A 14,571-nucleotide genomic window follows, 5' to 3' on the forward strand; every position below is an offset into this window, starting at 1 on the left:
GACTATCTCTGCCGCGCAAACAGAGAGGCTGTTTGCGTGCCTGCACGTAGAGAGATTGTCTCTATTGCCCTGCCCGGCCAGACGATCTCTCCGGTATCAGGAAGATGCCGGCAACAGGTCCGCCACTGGCAGAACACTCTCCTCCTTCACCGTCTTGGTGACGATGTAGGTGAAATAGCGGTCGATGCCGATCTCGCGTTCGAGCAGAGTGTCGACCAGCCGCTGATAGGCGTCGATGTCGCGCGCCATCACCTTCAGCAGGTAATCGACGCCGCCGCCGACAGACCAGCAGGCGACGATCTCGGGGATGTCGCGGATGACGCGCTCGAAACGGTCGAAATCGGCCTGGCGGTGGCTAGCCAGCGTCACCTCCATCAGCACGGTAGCGACCGGCGCGATGGCGCGCATGGCGATCCTGGCATGATAGCCGCAGACGATGCCGGCTTTTTCCAGCTTGCGCAGCCGCATCCAGCAAGGCGTCGGCGACAGGCCGACCTTCTCGGCCAACGCCAGCTTGGTGATGCGGCCGTCGCGCTGGATGGCGTCGAGGATTTTCAGGTCGATCGGATCGAGTTTCGCTGCAGCCATGATCGTCCACTTCTAGTGCCGGACACCATGACGGCGCATTATTTCGATTGTCAATTGCACTGATTTCGATCTCTAATAAGTCATGACATTTTGGCGACCAGATCCCGCTCTTATCCGGCGGCCGGCCTATCAATCGCTCGCCGACCAGTTCGCGCGCGCCATCCATGACGGGCGCCTGGCCAATGGCGCTCGGTTGCCGACGCACCGGCAGTTGGCTGACGACCTGCAACTTTCCGTGCAGACGGTCAGCCGCGCCTATGAGGAGCTGATCCGCCGCGGGCTGGTGTCCGGCGAGGTCGGCCGCGGCAGCTTCGTGCAGACGCAGCGCCGCGAGCCGGAGCCGCCCTATCTGCCGGAGCGGCTGGGCGAGGTCATCGATCTCTCCATCCTGAAGCCGGTCTGCGAACCGATGCATCTGGAGCGGCTGAGGCAGGCGCTGGGCTGGCTCGCCGAAAACCTGCCGTCGAGCTCGGCACTGTCATTCAGGCCGAACATGGTGTTCCCGCGCCACCGCGCGGTGGGTGTCGAGTGGCTACGCCTCTGTGGCCTCGACGCGTCGCCGCAGAACATCAGCCTGACCAACGGTGCCACCGCAGGGATGACGGTGGCGCTGATGAGCGTGGCGCCGCCCGGTTCGACCGTCGCCACCGAGGCGATCGGCCACCACACGCTGATCCCGCTGGCGCGTTATCTCGGCTTCAATCTCGAGGGTTTGCCGATCGACGACAATGGGCTGATCCCGGAAGCGCTGGACGAGGCCTGCCGGCTGTCGGACATCCGCGCCGTGTTCGTGCAGCCGTCGGTGATCAACCCTACGGCTACCCTGATGGATGCCGGCCGGCGCGAACAGATTGCCGCCGTTGCGCGCAGGCATGACATCGCCATTATCGAAAACGACGTCCTCGGCCCGTTGGTCGAGGACAGGCCGCCGCCGGTAGCCGCCTTCGCGCCCGAGCGCACGCTCTACGTCACCTCCTTTACCAAGATCGTGGTGCCGGGCCTGCGCATCGGCTATCTCGCGGCGCCTGATCGTTATGTCGCCGCGGTCGCCAATCGCCATCTCGTCTCGAACTGGATGGCGACGCCGTTGGTGGCCGAGATCGCCACCAAATGGGTGACCGACGGCACCGCGATGGAACTCGTGCGATGGCAGCGCCTGGCTTTGCGGCGGCGTCTGGACATAGCCGCCGAGGTGCTTGCCGGAGTGGACTATCGCGCTCATCGCGACGGGCTGCATGTCTGGCTGCAACTGCCCGATGACCGCGGTGAGGAAAGCTTTGTTTCCCAGGCCCGCCTGCAGGGCGTGGCGATCGCGCCCGGCACGTCGTTTCGCATTTCGCAGATGCCTTGGCATCCAGCCGTACGGATTTCGCTGGGCTCGACCACGGAGGGGGAACTGCGTGCCGGTCTCGGCGTTGTCACCAAGCTTCTGCTCGGCGATCCCGAGCATCTCCTGCTTGCGATCTAGACGGCGAATGGCGCGAATTGTGCGGAGTTCGAAATATTGTCATGATATTATTTTCTTGATTGACATGATTTGCCGCGATCCGCATCGTTAAAGGCATAGCTTCTCCAGCACGGGAAATTCATTGTCGGCGCCCATCATCAAGATCGACGGCATTTCGAAAAGCTTCGGCACCTTCAAGGTGCTGGACGGCCTCTCGATGCAAGTCATGCCCGGCGAGAAGCTGGCACTGATCGGCCCGTCGGGTTCGGGCAAGACGACGATCCTGCGCATCCTGATGACGCTGGAGCGTATCGACAGCGGCCACATCCAAGTCGACGGCGAACAGCTGTACCACATGGAGCGCAACGGCCGGCTGCTTACGGCCGATGAACGGCATTTGGCAAAGATGCGCCAGAAGATCGGCATGGTCTTCCAACTGTTCAATCTGTTTCCGCACAAATGCGTCATCGACAATGTGACGCTGGCACCGATGCTGACCAAAGGCGTGCCGCGGGCCGCCGCCGAAAAGCGGGCGATGGAACTGCTCGACATGGTCGGCATGGTCGACAAGGCCAAGGCGATGCCGGCGCAGCTTTCAGGCGGCCAGAAGCAGCGCGTCGCGATTGCGCGGGCGCTGGCGCTGTCGCCGAAGATCATGCTGTTCGACGAGGTCACCTCGGCGCTCGACCCGGAACTCGTCGACGAGGTGCTCAACGTCATGCGCAAGCTCGCCGCCGAGACCGACATGACCATGCTGCTGGTCACCCACGAGATGGGTTTCGCCCATGACTTCGCCGACCGGGTGCTGTTCTTCGATCGCGGCAGAATAGTCGAGGAGGGCAAGCCCGACGAGATTTTCCGCCATCCCAAACAGGAGCGCACGCAAGGTTTCCTGAAGAAGATCATTGCGGCCGGACATCGGGTCTGACTGCCATGCGAGGCGGCGACGCCTCAAGCAAGCCAAGAAGACAGACAAACAAGGAGTTGGGAACAATGAAGAAATTTTCCATTTTGGCCGGCGTCGCCGGTATTACGCTGACGGCGGTGCTGGCCGCCTCGACGGCCGGCTCGGCCGACAACAGCAAGCTCGAAGAGCTCAAGGCGCAAGGCTTTGCCCGCGTCGCCATCGCCAACGAGCCGCCCTATACGGCGGTCGCTGCCGACGGCAAGGTTTCGGGTGCGGCGCCTGACGTTGCCCGTGAAATCTTCAAACGCCTTGGCGTCAACGATATCGTCGCCTCGATCTCGGAATATGGCGCCATGATCCCCGGCTTGCAGGCCGGCCGTTTCGACGTCGTCACCGCCGGATTGTTCATGAAGCCGGAACGTTGTGCTGCGGTCGCCTATTCGGAACCGGTGCTGTGCGACGCCGAGGCGATGCTGGTGAAGAAGGGCAACCCGAAGGGCTTCAAGAGCTACGAGGACGTCGCGAAGGACGCGAGCGCCACGATCGGCGCGCCGGGTGGCGGCACTGAAGAGAAGCTGGCGCTCACCGCAGGTGTGCCGCGCGAGCGCGTCATCGTCGTGCCGGACGGCCAGAGCGGCCTGAAGATGCTGCAGGACGGCCGCATCGATGCTTATTCGCTGCCCGTGCTGTCGATCAACGACCTGGTCAAGAAAGCCAATGATCCGAACCTCGAAGTCATCGCGCCGGTGGTCGGTGCGCCGGTCTATTGCGACGGCGCGGCCTTCAAGAAGGGCGACGAAGCGCTGCGCGACGCCTATGATGTCGAGCTGGCGAAACTGAAGAAGTCCGGCGAGTTCGCCAAGATCATCGAGCCTTACGGCTTCTCGGCGGCGGCGGCAATGTCGACGAGCCGCGACAAGCTCTGCTCGGCGAAGTAAAAAGTGCCGCTCACCCTAGCCTCTCCCCGTCAAAAACGGGGAGAGGGGGGCGTCAACGCTGGAGCTTCACCCTTCTCCCCGTCCCTATAACGGGGAGAAGGTGCCGGCAGGCGGATGAGGGGCGGCGCCGGCGTTCTGCAATGATCACCAAGCGAGGAAACGCTTAGCCCAATGACCCAATGGTCCGGCTATTTCGGCCTGATATTGCAAGGAGCGCTTGTCACCATCGAGCTGACGCTGATGGGGTCGGTGCTGGCCTTGGTCATGGCCTTTCTTGCCGGGCTGGGGCGGCTGTCGCGGTTTTTCGTGCTACGCGCGCTGGCCACCGCCTATATCGAGTTCTTCCGCGGCACCTCGATTTTCGTGCAGCTGTTCTGGGCTTATTTCGTGCTGCCTTTTGCCGGCATTTCGCTGACGCCGCTGCAGGCCGGGGTGCTGGCGCTGGGCCTCAATGTCGGCGCCTATGCGGCGGAAGTGGTGCGTGGCGCCATCAAGTCTATCGGCCGCGAACAATATGAGGCCTGCACCGCCCTCAATCTCGGCCGCTGGCAAGCCATGCGCCATATCATCCTGCCGCAGGCGCTTCTGGTGATGCTGCCAACCTTCGGCAACAACGCCATTGAATTGCTCAAGGCCACCGCCGTCGTTTCGCTAATCTCGCTCGCCGACCTGACCTTCCAGGCGCAGGTGGTGCGCTCGCAGACCGGCAATACTCTGGTGCCGTTCAGCACCATCCTCGTCATCTATTTCGTCCTGGCGCTGCTCATCTCCTGGGGCGTGCGGTCGTTGGAACGCCGCATGGCGCGTGGCCTCGACGGGGTGCGCGTATGATGGATCGGGCCTGCTAATGGAATGGGATTGGGATTTTGTCCGGCAGATCCTGCCGACGCTGATCGAGGGGGTGAAGATCACCATCCTGGCGACGCTGCTCGGCTCGGTGCTGGCGGCCATCGTTGGGCTGGGCATCGCGTTGGCGCGCCGGTCGCCGAACAGGGCTCTGTCGCGCACCGTCGGTTTCCTTGCCGAGTTCATCCGTGGCACGCCGCTGTTGGTGCAGCTCTATTTCATCTTCTACGTGCTGCCGGATTTCGGCATCCTGTTGCCGCCGCTGGTGGCGGGCGTCATCGGTCTCGGGCTGCATTACGGCACTTACACGGCCGAGGTCTACCGCGCCGGCATCGATAATGTTCCGCGCGGCCAGTGGGAAGCGGCCAAGGCCTGCAATCTGAACGCCACCCAGACCTGGACGCACATCATCATTCCGCAGGCAATTCCGCCGATGATCCCGGCGCTTGCCAATTATTTCATCGCCATGTTCAAAGAGACGCCGCTGCTGTCGGCGATCACCGTGCTCGAACTAATGAACCAGGCCAAGAGCGTCGCCAATACCTATTATCGGTATATCGAACCGATCACCTTGGTCGGCGCCTTCTTCCTCGCCATCAGCCTGTTCTCGGTAGTGCTGCTGCGCTGGCTGGAACACCGTTATGGGCGGATCGAAAGATGAGCGCTGCACCCGAAATCCGCCTGCGCCCGGCCCGGCCACCGCTCGATGCGCGTCCGCTGGAAAAGCGGGTCGGCCTGATCATCCTTGCCACCGACCATACGAGCGAACCGGATTTTCACCGCATGGTGGCAAGCGATCGTGTCGGCGTCTATGTCGCGCGCATCCCCTACGCCAACCCGACGACGCCGGACAATTTGCGCAAGATGCAGCCGTCACTGACGGCGGCCGCGGCCCTGATCCTGCCCGACGAGCCGCTCGATGCGATCTGCTATTCCTGCACCTCAGCTTCCGTCGTGATCGGCGATGCCGAAATCGAGGCGGCGGTGCAGGCCGCCAAGCCCGGCGTGCCGGTGGTCACGCCGCCGATGGCCGGGGTGCGCGGCCTGAAGGCGCTGGGCGCCAGGACGATCAGCATCCTCACTCCCTATACGGTCGAGACCAGCCGGCCGATGGCGGCCTATTTCACCGAGCATGGTTTCGAAATCGTCAGCTTCACTTGCCTCGGCTTCGAGGATGATCGCGAGATGGCGCGGATTGCGCCGAAATCCTTGGTTGACCTGGCTCGCGAGGCGACGGCCCCGCAAGCCGGCGCGCTGTTCGTGTCCTGCACGGCGCTGCGGTCGGCGGCGGCAGTTGTCGGTATGGAAGAGGCCATCGGCCGCCCTGTCGTCACCAGCAACCAGGCGACGGCCTGGAATTGCCTGCGGCTTTGCGGAGATAAGATGTCGCGCCCTGAATTCGGCCGTCTGATGACGCTGCCGCTGAACTGATTTATGAGCCATGACCACGTCCAGGATAAGCCTCTCCGATATCCGCGCCGCGCGCGAGCGCATCGCAGGCAAGATCGAGCGTACGCCGACCGTTCCTTCCCGGAGTCTTTCCCAGCACTTGGGCGCTCCTGTTTATCTCAAGCTCGAACATCGGCAGACCACCGGCGCCTTCAAGCTGCGCGGTGCCTCGAACGCTATCGCTTCGCTGACAGACGAGGAGAGGGCGCGTGGCGTCGTCGCTGCCTCGACCGGCAATCACGGCCGGGCGCTGGCTTATGCCGCTCGACTGCAAGGTATCGACGCGACGATCTGCATGTCGCGGCTGGTGCCGCAGAACAAGCTGGACGAGATCCGTCGGCTCGGCGCCGAGATCCGCATCGTCGGCAACAGCCAGGACGATGCGCAGCGGGAGGTCGAACGGCTGGTCGCGGAAGAGGGGCTGATCATGCTGCCGCCCTTCGACCATCCTGCCATTGTCGCCGGGCAAGGCACGCTCGGGCTGGAGATCATCGAACAGGTTCCGGACGCCGCCTTGGTGCTGGTGCCGCTTTCCGGCGGTGGGCTGGCGGCTGGCGTCGCTGCTGCCGTGAAGGGCGTCAGCCCGGCGACGAAGGTGATGGGCGTTTCAATGGCGCGCGGTGCGGCGATGAAGGCGAGCCTCGACGCCGGACATCCGGTTTTGGTCGAGGAACTGCCGACACTGGCCGATTCCCTCGGCGGCGGCATAGGCCTCGACAACCGGCTGACCTTTTCCATGTGCCGCGACCTGCTCGACGATGTGATCCTGCTCAGCGAGGACGAGATCGCCACCGGCATCCGCCATGCCTATGAACAGGAGCGCGAGATCGTCGAAGGCGCCGGCGCGGTCGGCATCGCAGCCGTGCTTGCCGGCAAGGTCAGGGCGAGCGGCCCGACGGTGCTCGTGCTGTCCGGCCGCAACATCGATATGACACTGCACCGCAAGATCATCTGCGGCGAAGCAATTGCGGAGAGCGCAGCATGAGCCGGATGACGATCCTCACCGAAGCTGAATTGCGCAAGATCGTGAAGCTCGATCTTGATGCCATCGCCTGCGTCGAGAACGCGTTCCGGGCGCTCGCTACCTTGCCGGTGGCGATGCCGCCGATCCTGCGGCTGGACATTCCAGAGCATCGCGGCGAGGTCGACGTCAAGACCGCCTATGTACCGGGTATCGACGGTTTTGCGATCAAGATCAGCCCCGGCTTTTTCGATAATCCCAAGCTCGGCTTGCCCAGCGTCAACGGCATGATGGTGCTGCTGTCGGCGAAAACCGGATTGGTCGAAGCGCTGCTGCTCGACAATGGCTATCTCACCGACATCCGCACGGCCGCCGCCGGTGCGGTCGCCGCCAAACATCTGTCGCGGCCGGACTCCTCCGTTGCCGCGATCTTCGGCGCCGGTGTTCAGGCCGGACTGCAGCTCGAGGCGCTGATGCTGGTGCGGCCAATCACCGAGGCTCGCATCTGGGCAAGGGATGCCGCCAAGGCCGAGGCCGCGGCCGACGCATTGTCCGAAAGACTGGGCATCGCCGTTCACGCCGAGCCCGACGCGGCAAAGGCTGCGGCCGATGCCGACATCATCGTCACCACGACGCCGTCGACCGAGCCGCTGATCAAGGCCGGCTTCGTCTCCGCCGGCCAGCATATCACTGCCATGGGCTCGGATGCCGAGCACAAGAACGAGATCGCGCCGGCGATCCTGCGCATGGCCGATCTCTACGTCGCCGATAGCGCCAAACAGACGCGCCGGCTGGGCGAACTGCACCATGCTATCGCGGCGGGCGTGATGGCGTCCGATGCCGAAATCACCGAGCTTGGCCACATTATCGCCGGCGAAAGGCATGGCCGGCGCTCGGACAGCGACATCACCATTGCCGACCTGACCGGCACCGGCGTGCAGGACACGGCGATCGCCACGCTCGCCCGCGACCGTGCGCGTGCAGCCAAGACCGGTACGATTTTCGAAAGCTGATGCTGGCCGCAAGGCCCAACAAACGAGGACCAAGAACAATGCAGCCCAATTTGAAATTCTCGCGCGGCGAATATGCGGAGCGCCTCGCCAAAACGCGGAAGGTCATGGAGGCCAAGGGCGTCGATCTATTGATCGTCAGCGATCCGTCCAACATGGCCTGGCTGACCGGCTACGACGGCTGGTCGTTCTACGTGCACCAGGCTGTCATCGTGCCGCCGTCGGGCGAGCCGGTGTGGTACGGGCGCGGCCAGGACGCCAACGGCGCCAAGCGCACCGCCTATCTCGCGCACGACAACATCATCGGCTATGCCGACCACTATGTGCAGTCGACCGAGCGCCATCCGATGGATTTTCTGTCCAGCGTGCTCTCCGATCGCGGCTGGGGCAAGCTCAGCATCGGCGTCGAGATGGACAATTACTGGTTCTCGGCCGCTGCCTTCGCAGCGCTGCAGAAGCACTTACCCAATGCCCGCTTCGTCGACGCCACGGCACTGGTCAACTGGCAGCGCGCGGTGAAGAGCCCGACCGAAATCGACTACATGCGCAAGGCCGCCCGCATCGTCGAAGCGATGCACCAGCGCATCGTCGATAAGATCGAGGTCGGCATGCGCAAATGCGACCTGGTCGCCGAGATCTACGATGCCGGCACGCGCGGCGTCGACGGCATCGGCGGCGACTATCCGGCGATCGTGCCGCTGCTGCCGTCAGGCGCCGACGCATCGGCGCCGCATCTGACCTGGGACGACCGGCCGATGAAATCGGGCGAGGGCACCTTCTTCGAGATCGCCGGCTGCTACAACCGCTATCACTGCCCGCTGTCGCGGACCGTGTTCCTTGGTAAACCGACGCCGGAATTCCTCGATGCAGAAAAGGCGACGCTGGAAGGCATGGAGGCGGGACTTGCCGCCGCCAAGCCCGGCAACACATGCGAGGACATCGCCAACGCCTTCTTCGCGGTGCTGAAGCGGTACGGCATCGTCAAGGACAACCGCACCGGGTACCCGATCGGGCTTTCCTATCCGCCTGACTGGGGCGAGCGCACGATGAGCCTGCGTCCAGGCGACCGCACCGAGTTGAAGCCCGGTATGACCTTCCATTTCATGACCGGCTTGTGGCTTGAGACGATGGGGCTGGAAATCACCGAATCCATCCTGATCACCGAGACGGGCGTCGAGTGCCTGGCGAATGTGCCGCGCAAACTGGTGGTGAAGAATTGAGTCCGATGTCCAGCCTTCGCCCGTCACCGATCACGCCGACCGTCGATTTCGAGCGCGACGGCGTGCAGCACGGTTTCCTGCGCCTGCCTTACAGCCGCGACGATTCCGCCTGGGGGTCGGTGATGATCCCGATCTGCGTCATCCGCAACGGCAAGGGGCCGAGCGCATTGCTCACCGGCGGCAATCATGGCGACGAGTACGAGGGGCCGCTGGCGCTCTATGACCTCGCCCGTACGCTCGACCCGAAGCAAGTCAGCGGCACGATCATCATCGTGCCGGCGATGAACTATCCGGCGTTCCGCGCCGGCACGCGCACCTCGCCGATCGACAAGGGCAATCTCAACCGCAGCTTTCCCGGCCGGCCCGACGGCACGGTGACCGAGAAGATCGCTGATTATTTCCAGCGCGAGCTTCTGCCCCGTACAGACATCGCGCTCGACTTCCACTCCGGCGGCAAGACGCTCGACTTCGTGCCGTTCTGCGCCGCCCACATCCGGCCCGACAAGGTGCTGGAAGCGAAGGGTTTCGCTGCGGTTGAAGCCTTCTCCGCACCATGGTCGATGAAAATGCTGGAGATCGACGCGGTCGGCATGTTCGACACTGCCGCCGAAGAGATGGGCAAGCTGTTCATCACCACAGAGCTTGGCGGCGGCGGGACTTCGCGCGCGGAAACGGTGCGGATCGCACGTCGCGGCGTGCTCAATGTGCTGCGCCATGCCGGCATCGTCGCCGGCGCGGTCGAGATGCAGCCAACCCGCTGGCTCGACATGCCGTCCGGCGATTGCTTCTCGTTCGCCGAGGACGACGGGATGATCGAAACCATGATCGATCTCGGCGAGCCGGTGGCAGAGAACCAGGTGCTGGCACGTATCCATTCCATAGGCCGCACCGGCGGCGCTCCGCAGGAGATCCGGGCCAAAATGTCCGGTCTGTTGGCGGCGCGGCATTTTCCGGGGCTGGTCAAGGCCGGCGACTGCGCTGCCGTGGTCGCCGTGCTGGTCGATTGACGGTTAGGAAGCCGATGTCGGGAACGGCTCGGTCCTGCCTTTGGGGCGATCGCCGATCGCAAAGACGGAGCTCGCCTCGCTGACGATCGAGACATGATCCTTGGCGGCTGTTCCGGCCGCCGCACTGTCGCCGCGCATGATTGCGGTGACGATGGCGTCATGTTCTTGCCAGGACTGGGCCAGCCGCCCGGGCAGCATGAATTGCGCGCGCCGGAACGGCGCCAGGCGGCCGCGGGTCATGACGGTCAGTTCATAAATGTGCTTGCTGTGGGCGCCGCGATAGAGCCGGGTGTGGAATTCGGTGTTGAAAAGCTCATACTCTTCTTCGGCACCGAGCTGCACGAAGCGCGCCGAGGCCTGGTGCTCGGCCTCCAGCGTGCGGCGCTCGCCAGCGGTCATGCGCTCGGCCGAGAACCGCGCGCAGATCGCTTCAAGCTCGGCCATGCTTTCGAACATCGAGGCGAGGTGCTCCTGCGTCACCACGGCGACGGTGGCGCCGCGGTTCGGCCGCCTTTCGACCAGCCCCATGGCGCTGAGCCGGCTGAGCGCTTCCCTGATCGGCGTGCGTGAGACGTCGAAGCGGGCGGCGAGCGAGGCCTCGTCGAGCTTTTCGCCCGGGCGCAGGAAACCGGTGACGATCCGGTCGCTGATCGCCCTCACCATCTGATCGACGGTCGTGCCCGACCTGATCAAATTGCGCTTTCCCGACACGTCTCCTCCGTCCAGTCTTTTCGCTAGAGCCGTAAGCCACTCACCGGCTTCGATTCCTCCGCATCTCTGTATGCCTATGTTTTAGCCTTCATGTCAAATTGGCGATTTTGGAGGCAAAAAGTGTATGCAATTGCTCCGGCTTTGTGCAGTCCACATCGGAACACTCATTGATATTACTGAATAAATCTCATTTCTGAAACTGGCATGCTGATTGCATACACTTCTTTCATTGAGGTGTTAACCGGCCCCAAAGGCCCCACAGAGGGAGCATTCAATGTCCAAGAGATTCATGCTTAGCCGCCGCGACCTGCTCAAAACCTCCGCCGCCGGAGCGGCGCTCGGCCTTGCGTCCGCATCGTTTCCGATCAGCAGGGCCTTCGCCGCGACGGCCACCGTCGGCTTCATCTATGTCGGGCCAAAGGACGACTACGGCTACAACCAGGCGCATGCCGAAGGGGCCGCCACGCTGAAGGGGATCGAAGGAATTTCCGTCGTCGAGGAGGAGAACGTGCCGGAGACGGTCGACGTTCAGAAGACGATGGAATCGATGATCAATCTCGACGGTGCGTCGCTGATCTTCCCGACCTCGTTCGGCTATTTCGATCCGCACATGCTCGCCATGTGCGCGAAATTCCCCGACGTGCAGTTCCGCCATTGTGGTGGCATGTGGAACAAGGACAAGCATCCGATGAATGCCGGTTCCTATTTCGGCTATATCGGCATGGGCCAGTATCTGAACGGCGTCGTCGCCGGTCACACCAGCAAAACCAAGAAGCTCGGCTTCGTCGCGGCAAAGCCGATCCCGCAGGTGCTGCTCAACATCAATTCCTTCCTGCTCGGCGCGCGCTCGGTCGACCCGACCATCACCTGCCAGGTGATCTTCACCGGCGAGTGGTCGCTAGCGGTCAAGGAGGCCGAGGCCACCAATGCGCTGGTCGACCAGGGTGCCGACGTCATCACCTGCCATGTCGATAGCCCCAAGGTGGTGGTCGAGACGGCGGCCGGGCGTGGCGCCTTCGTCTGCGGCTATCATGCCAACCAGAGCCCGCTGGCGCCGGAAAAATACCTGACCGGCGCGGAATGGAACTGGGCCAAGGTCTACAAGATGTTCGTCGACGATCTGGTGGCCGGCACGCCGCTGCCCAATTTCACGCGCGGTGGCCTGGCCGACGGCTTCGTCAAGATGAGCCCGCTCGGCCCCGCTGTCGGCGAGGCCGCCCGCAAGCAGTTCGACGGCACGCTGGCCGAAATGATGAAAGGCGGCTTTTCCGTCATCAAGGGTCCGCTGAAGAGCAACAAGGGCGTCGTCGTCGCGGCCGAAGGCCAAGCCTTCGCCGAGACCGCGCTCGAACTCGAAAGCATGGACTACCTGGTCGAGGGCGTCGTCGGTTCGACCGCCTGAACCGGATCGGAGACGGGGCCATGGCAGACACTGTCAGCACTGCGGGCGCACCGGCGCTGTTTGGCGCCAGGAATTATCCGGCGGCGCTCGAATGGGCGGCGCGGCAGGCGGAAGCCTTCGTCATACCGCTCGCGGCGCTGATCGTCGGCATGGCGCTGTTCAGCGTGTTCATCGCGCTGGTCGGCAAATCGCCGGTGCAACTCTACGAGACGATGTGGCGCGGCGGCTTCGGCTCGTGGTTCTCGATCCAGAACTCGCTGTCGCGGGCAGCACCGCTTTTATTGGCAGCGCTCTGCGTGGCGCTGCCGGCCCGGCTCGGCCTCGTCGTCATCGGCGGCGAAGGCGCGATCGTGCTGGGCGGCGTTGCCGCCGCCGCCATCGGCGTCGCGGCGAATGGCGCGCCGGCTTTTCTGGTCATCCTGCTGATGGGCGTGGCGGGCGCGGTCGCCGGCGGCATCTGGATCGGTGCCGTCGGCGCACTCCGCCACTACCGCGCCGTCAACGAAACCATCTCCAGCCTGCTGATGGCCTATATCGCCATCGCGCTGATGAACCATCTGGTCGAAGGGCCGCTGCGCGATCCGGCTTCGCTCAACAAACCCTCGACCGAGCCGCTGGCGGATGCCTACCGCATCGGCAACATTCCAGGCATGGACGTGCACTGGGGCCTGGTCGTCGGCATTCTCGCCTGCGTCCTGTCCTGGCTGTTGATCGAAAAGACGCGCTGGGGGTTTGCCGCCCGCATCGCCGGCGGCAATGTCAGGGCAGCTCAGGTGCAAGGGCTTGCCGTCGGGCCGCTGATCGTCGGCTTCACCGGGCTCGCCGGCGGCTTTGCCGGGCTGGCCGGCATGCTGGAGGTCGGCGCCGTGCAAGGCAGCGCCAACGCCTCGCTCGCCGCCGGCTATGGCTATACCGGCATCCTCGTCGCCTTCCTCGCCCGCCACAATCCGCTCGCCATCATCCCGGTCGCTTTCCTGCTCGGCGGTATCGGCGCTTCCGGCGGGCTGATCCAGCGCCGCATGGACCTTCCCGACGCCACCGTGCTGGTGCTGCAAGGCATGCTCTTCGTCGTCATCCTGTTCAGCGAAACCTTTTACGGCCGCTTCAAGGTCTTCAATCCCGATCTGTGGAAGAGGGGCTCCTGATGGACGCGACCGAGATCGGCCTGTGGGGCGTGCCGCTCGCCATTCTCGGCGGCGCCATCCGCGTTTCGACGCCCTTCATCTTCGTCTCGCTCGGCGAAGCCATCACCGAGCGCTCCGGCCGCATCAATCTTGGCCTCGAAGGCACGCTGGTCTTCGGTGCGATGACTGCCTACGCCGTCGCGGTGATGACCGGCTCGCCATGGCTCGGCCTGCTGGCTGCCGCAGGTGCCGGTCTTTGCTTCGGGCTGTTCCACGGCTGGATCTGCAAATTCCGCGGGGTGAACGACATCGCCATCGGCATCGCGCTTATGCTGTTCGGCTCCGGTCTCGCCTTCTTCTTCGGCAAGCCATTCATCCAGCCCTCGGCACCAGACCTGCCGGCCCTCGCCTTCGGTGGCTGGTCGGATATCCCGCAGGTGCAGGCGGCGCTCAACGTCAACGTGCTGTTCCTGATCGGGGCCGCACTTGCGCTGTTCCTGTGGTGGGCCTTCCGCAACACCCGCGCCGGCCTGGTCGTGCGCGTCGTCGGCGACAGCTCCGATGCGGCGCGCGCCATGGGCCTCAATCCGAACACCGTGCGCCTGCTTGCGACAGGCGTCGGCGGTGCGCTCGCCGGCATCGGCGGCGCCTATCTGTCGCTTTATTACCCCGGCAGCTGGACCGAACGCATCTCGTCGGGGCAGGGGCTGATGGCGGTGGCGCTGGTCATCTTCGCGCGCTGGAACCCGCTTGGCTGCTTTGCCGCGGCACTGTTGTTCGGCGGCGCCGGCGCGCTGGGCCCGGCGTTGCAATCGGTCGGGGTGACGCAGGGCTACTATCTCTTCTACGCCGCGCCTTACATCCTCACGCTCATTATCATGATCGCCACATCGTCGCCGAACCGCTCGCTTGCCGGCGCGCCGGGCGAGTTGTCGATCACCAAATGACTGGAGTTTTTTCC

The 14,571-nt window shown here is 64.0% G+C and carries 15 protein-coding genes; 13 read left to right on the forward strand and 2 right to left on the reverse strand.

The annotated features are described in order from the left end of the window. Positions 1–96 precede the first annotated feature (96 nt). On the reverse strand, positions 97–588 hold the full coding sequence (locus NKI97_RS09860; protein ID WP_031211913.1) for an Lrp/AsnC family transcriptional regulator: 492 nt from the start codon (positions 586–588) through the stop codon (positions 97–99). Positions 589–670: 82 nt separating this feature from the next. Between NKI97_RS09860 and ehuR the strand changes: the two genes are divergently transcribed. From ehuR to doeB, 10 genes are all read left to right on the forward strand, one after another. Then, a complete protein-coding gene (ehuR, locus tag NKI97_RS09865) occupies positions 671–2,056 on the forward strand; it encodes a MocR-like ectoine utilization transcription factor EhuR (RefSeq protein WP_352452352.1) in 1,386 nt (461 codons plus the stop codon). A 121-nt stretch (positions 2,057–2,177) separates the two neighbouring features. Then, positions 2,178–2,963: an ectoine/hydroxyectoine ABC transporter ATP-binding protein EhuA gene (gene ehuA, locus NKI97_RS09870; protein WP_023677199.1), complete on the forward strand. Its 786-nt coding sequence runs from the start codon at positions 2,178–2,180 to the stop codon at positions 2,961–2,963. A 65-nt stretch (positions 2,964–3,028) separates the two neighbouring features. Further along, a complete protein-coding gene (gene ehuB / locus NKI97_RS09875; RefSeq protein ID WP_352743594.1) occupies positions 3,029–3,880 on the forward strand; it encodes an ectoine/hydroxyectoine ABC transporter substrate-binding protein EhuB in 852 nt (283 codons plus the stop codon). A gap of 171 nt (positions 3,881–4,051) precedes the next feature. Next, positions 4,052–4,711, forward strand: coding sequence for an ectoine/hydroxyectoine ABC transporter permease subunit EhuC (gene ehuC, locus NKI97_RS09880; protein ID WP_254819481.1), 660 nt, complete (start codon positions 4,052–4,054; stop codon positions 4,709–4,711). Between the two features lie 16 nt (positions 4,712–4,727). After that, positions 4,728–5,387, forward strand: coding sequence for an ectoine/hydroxyectoine ABC transporter permease subunit EhuD (ehuD, locus tag NKI97_RS09885; RefSeq protein WP_023677202.1), 660 nt, complete (start codon positions 4,728–4,730; stop codon positions 5,385–5,387). Beyond that, positions 5,384–6,157 carry an ectoine utilization protein EutA gene (eutA, locus tag NKI97_RS09890; RefSeq protein WP_352833773.1) on the forward strand — a complete coding sequence of 258 codons (774 nt, stop codon included), beginning with the start codon at positions 5,384–5,386 and terminating at the stop codon, positions 6,155–6,157. The genes ehuD and eutA overlap by 4 nt, the downstream gene beginning before the upstream one ends. Before the next feature lie 10 nt (positions 6,158–6,167). Continuing rightward, positions 6,168–7,160 (forward strand): hydroxyectoine utilization dehydratase EutB, encoded by a 993-nt coding sequence (eutB, locus tag NKI97_RS09895; protein WP_352833776.1) that lies wholly within the window; start codon positions 6,168–6,170, stop codon positions 7,158–7,160. Next, positions 7,157–8,149, forward strand: a complete 993-nt coding sequence (locus NKI97_RS09900; protein ID WP_352833778.1) for a cyclodeaminase — start codon at positions 7,157–7,159, stop codon at positions 8,147–8,149. Before eutB ends, NKI97_RS09900 begins: the two co-directional genes overlap by 4 nt. A gap of 38 nt (positions 8,150–8,187) precedes the next feature. Continuing rightward, positions 8,188–9,366 (forward strand): ectoine hydrolase DoeA, encoded by a 1,179-nt coding sequence (gene doeA, locus NKI97_RS09905; RefSeq protein WP_023677206.1) that lies wholly within the window; start codon positions 8,188–8,190, stop codon positions 9,364–9,366. A gap of 5 nt (positions 9,367–9,371) precedes the next feature. Then, the gene (doeB, locus tag NKI97_RS09910) at positions 9,372–10,373 is read left to right on the forward strand and encodes a N(2)-acetyl-L-2,4-diaminobutanoate deacetylase DoeB (RefSeq protein WP_023677207.1); all 1,002 of its coding nucleotides are present in this window, start codon (positions 9,372–9,374) and stop codon (positions 10,371–10,373) included. Between the two features lie 3 nt (positions 10,374–10,376). On the opposite strand, the gene NKI97_RS09915 is transcribed toward doeB, so the two are convergent. Then, positions 10,377–11,036: a GntR family transcriptional regulator gene (locus NKI97_RS09915; protein ID WP_352833847.1), complete on the reverse strand. Its 660-nt coding sequence runs from the start codon at positions 11,034–11,036 to the stop codon at positions 10,377–10,379. A gap of 322 nt (positions 11,037–11,358) precedes the next feature. On the opposite strand from NKI97_RS09915, the gene NKI97_RS09920 reads away from it, so the two are divergent. Genes NKI97_RS09920 through NKI97_RS09930 form a run of 3 tightly spaced genes read left to right on the forward strand, consistent with a single transcriptional unit; the run spans position 11,359 to position 14,557 of the window. Further along, the gene (locus tag NKI97_RS09920; protein ID WP_352833780.1) at positions 11,359–12,486 is read left to right on the forward strand and encodes a BMP family ABC transporter substrate-binding protein; all 1,128 of its coding nucleotides are present in this window, start codon (positions 11,359–11,361) and stop codon (positions 12,484–12,486) included. A gap of 20 nt (positions 12,487–12,506) precedes the next feature. Then, the gene (locus tag NKI97_RS09925; protein ID WP_352699442.1) at positions 12,507–13,631 is read left to right on the forward strand and encodes an ABC transporter permease; all 1,125 of its coding nucleotides are present in this window, start codon (positions 12,507–12,509) and stop codon (positions 13,629–13,631) included. Further along, a complete protein-coding gene (locus NKI97_RS09930) occupies positions 13,631–14,557 on the forward strand; it encodes an ABC transporter permease (protein WP_352452344.1) in 927 nt (308 codons plus the stop codon). The genes NKI97_RS09925 and NKI97_RS09930 overlap by 1 nt, the downstream gene beginning before the upstream one ends. The last annotated feature ends 14 nt before the right edge of the window (positions 14,558–14,571 follow it).

This window comes from Mesorhizobium sp. M0296 (assembly GCF_040321675.1).
GTDB lineage: Bacteria > Pseudomonadota > Alphaproteobacteria > Rhizobiales > Rhizobiaceae > Mesorhizobium.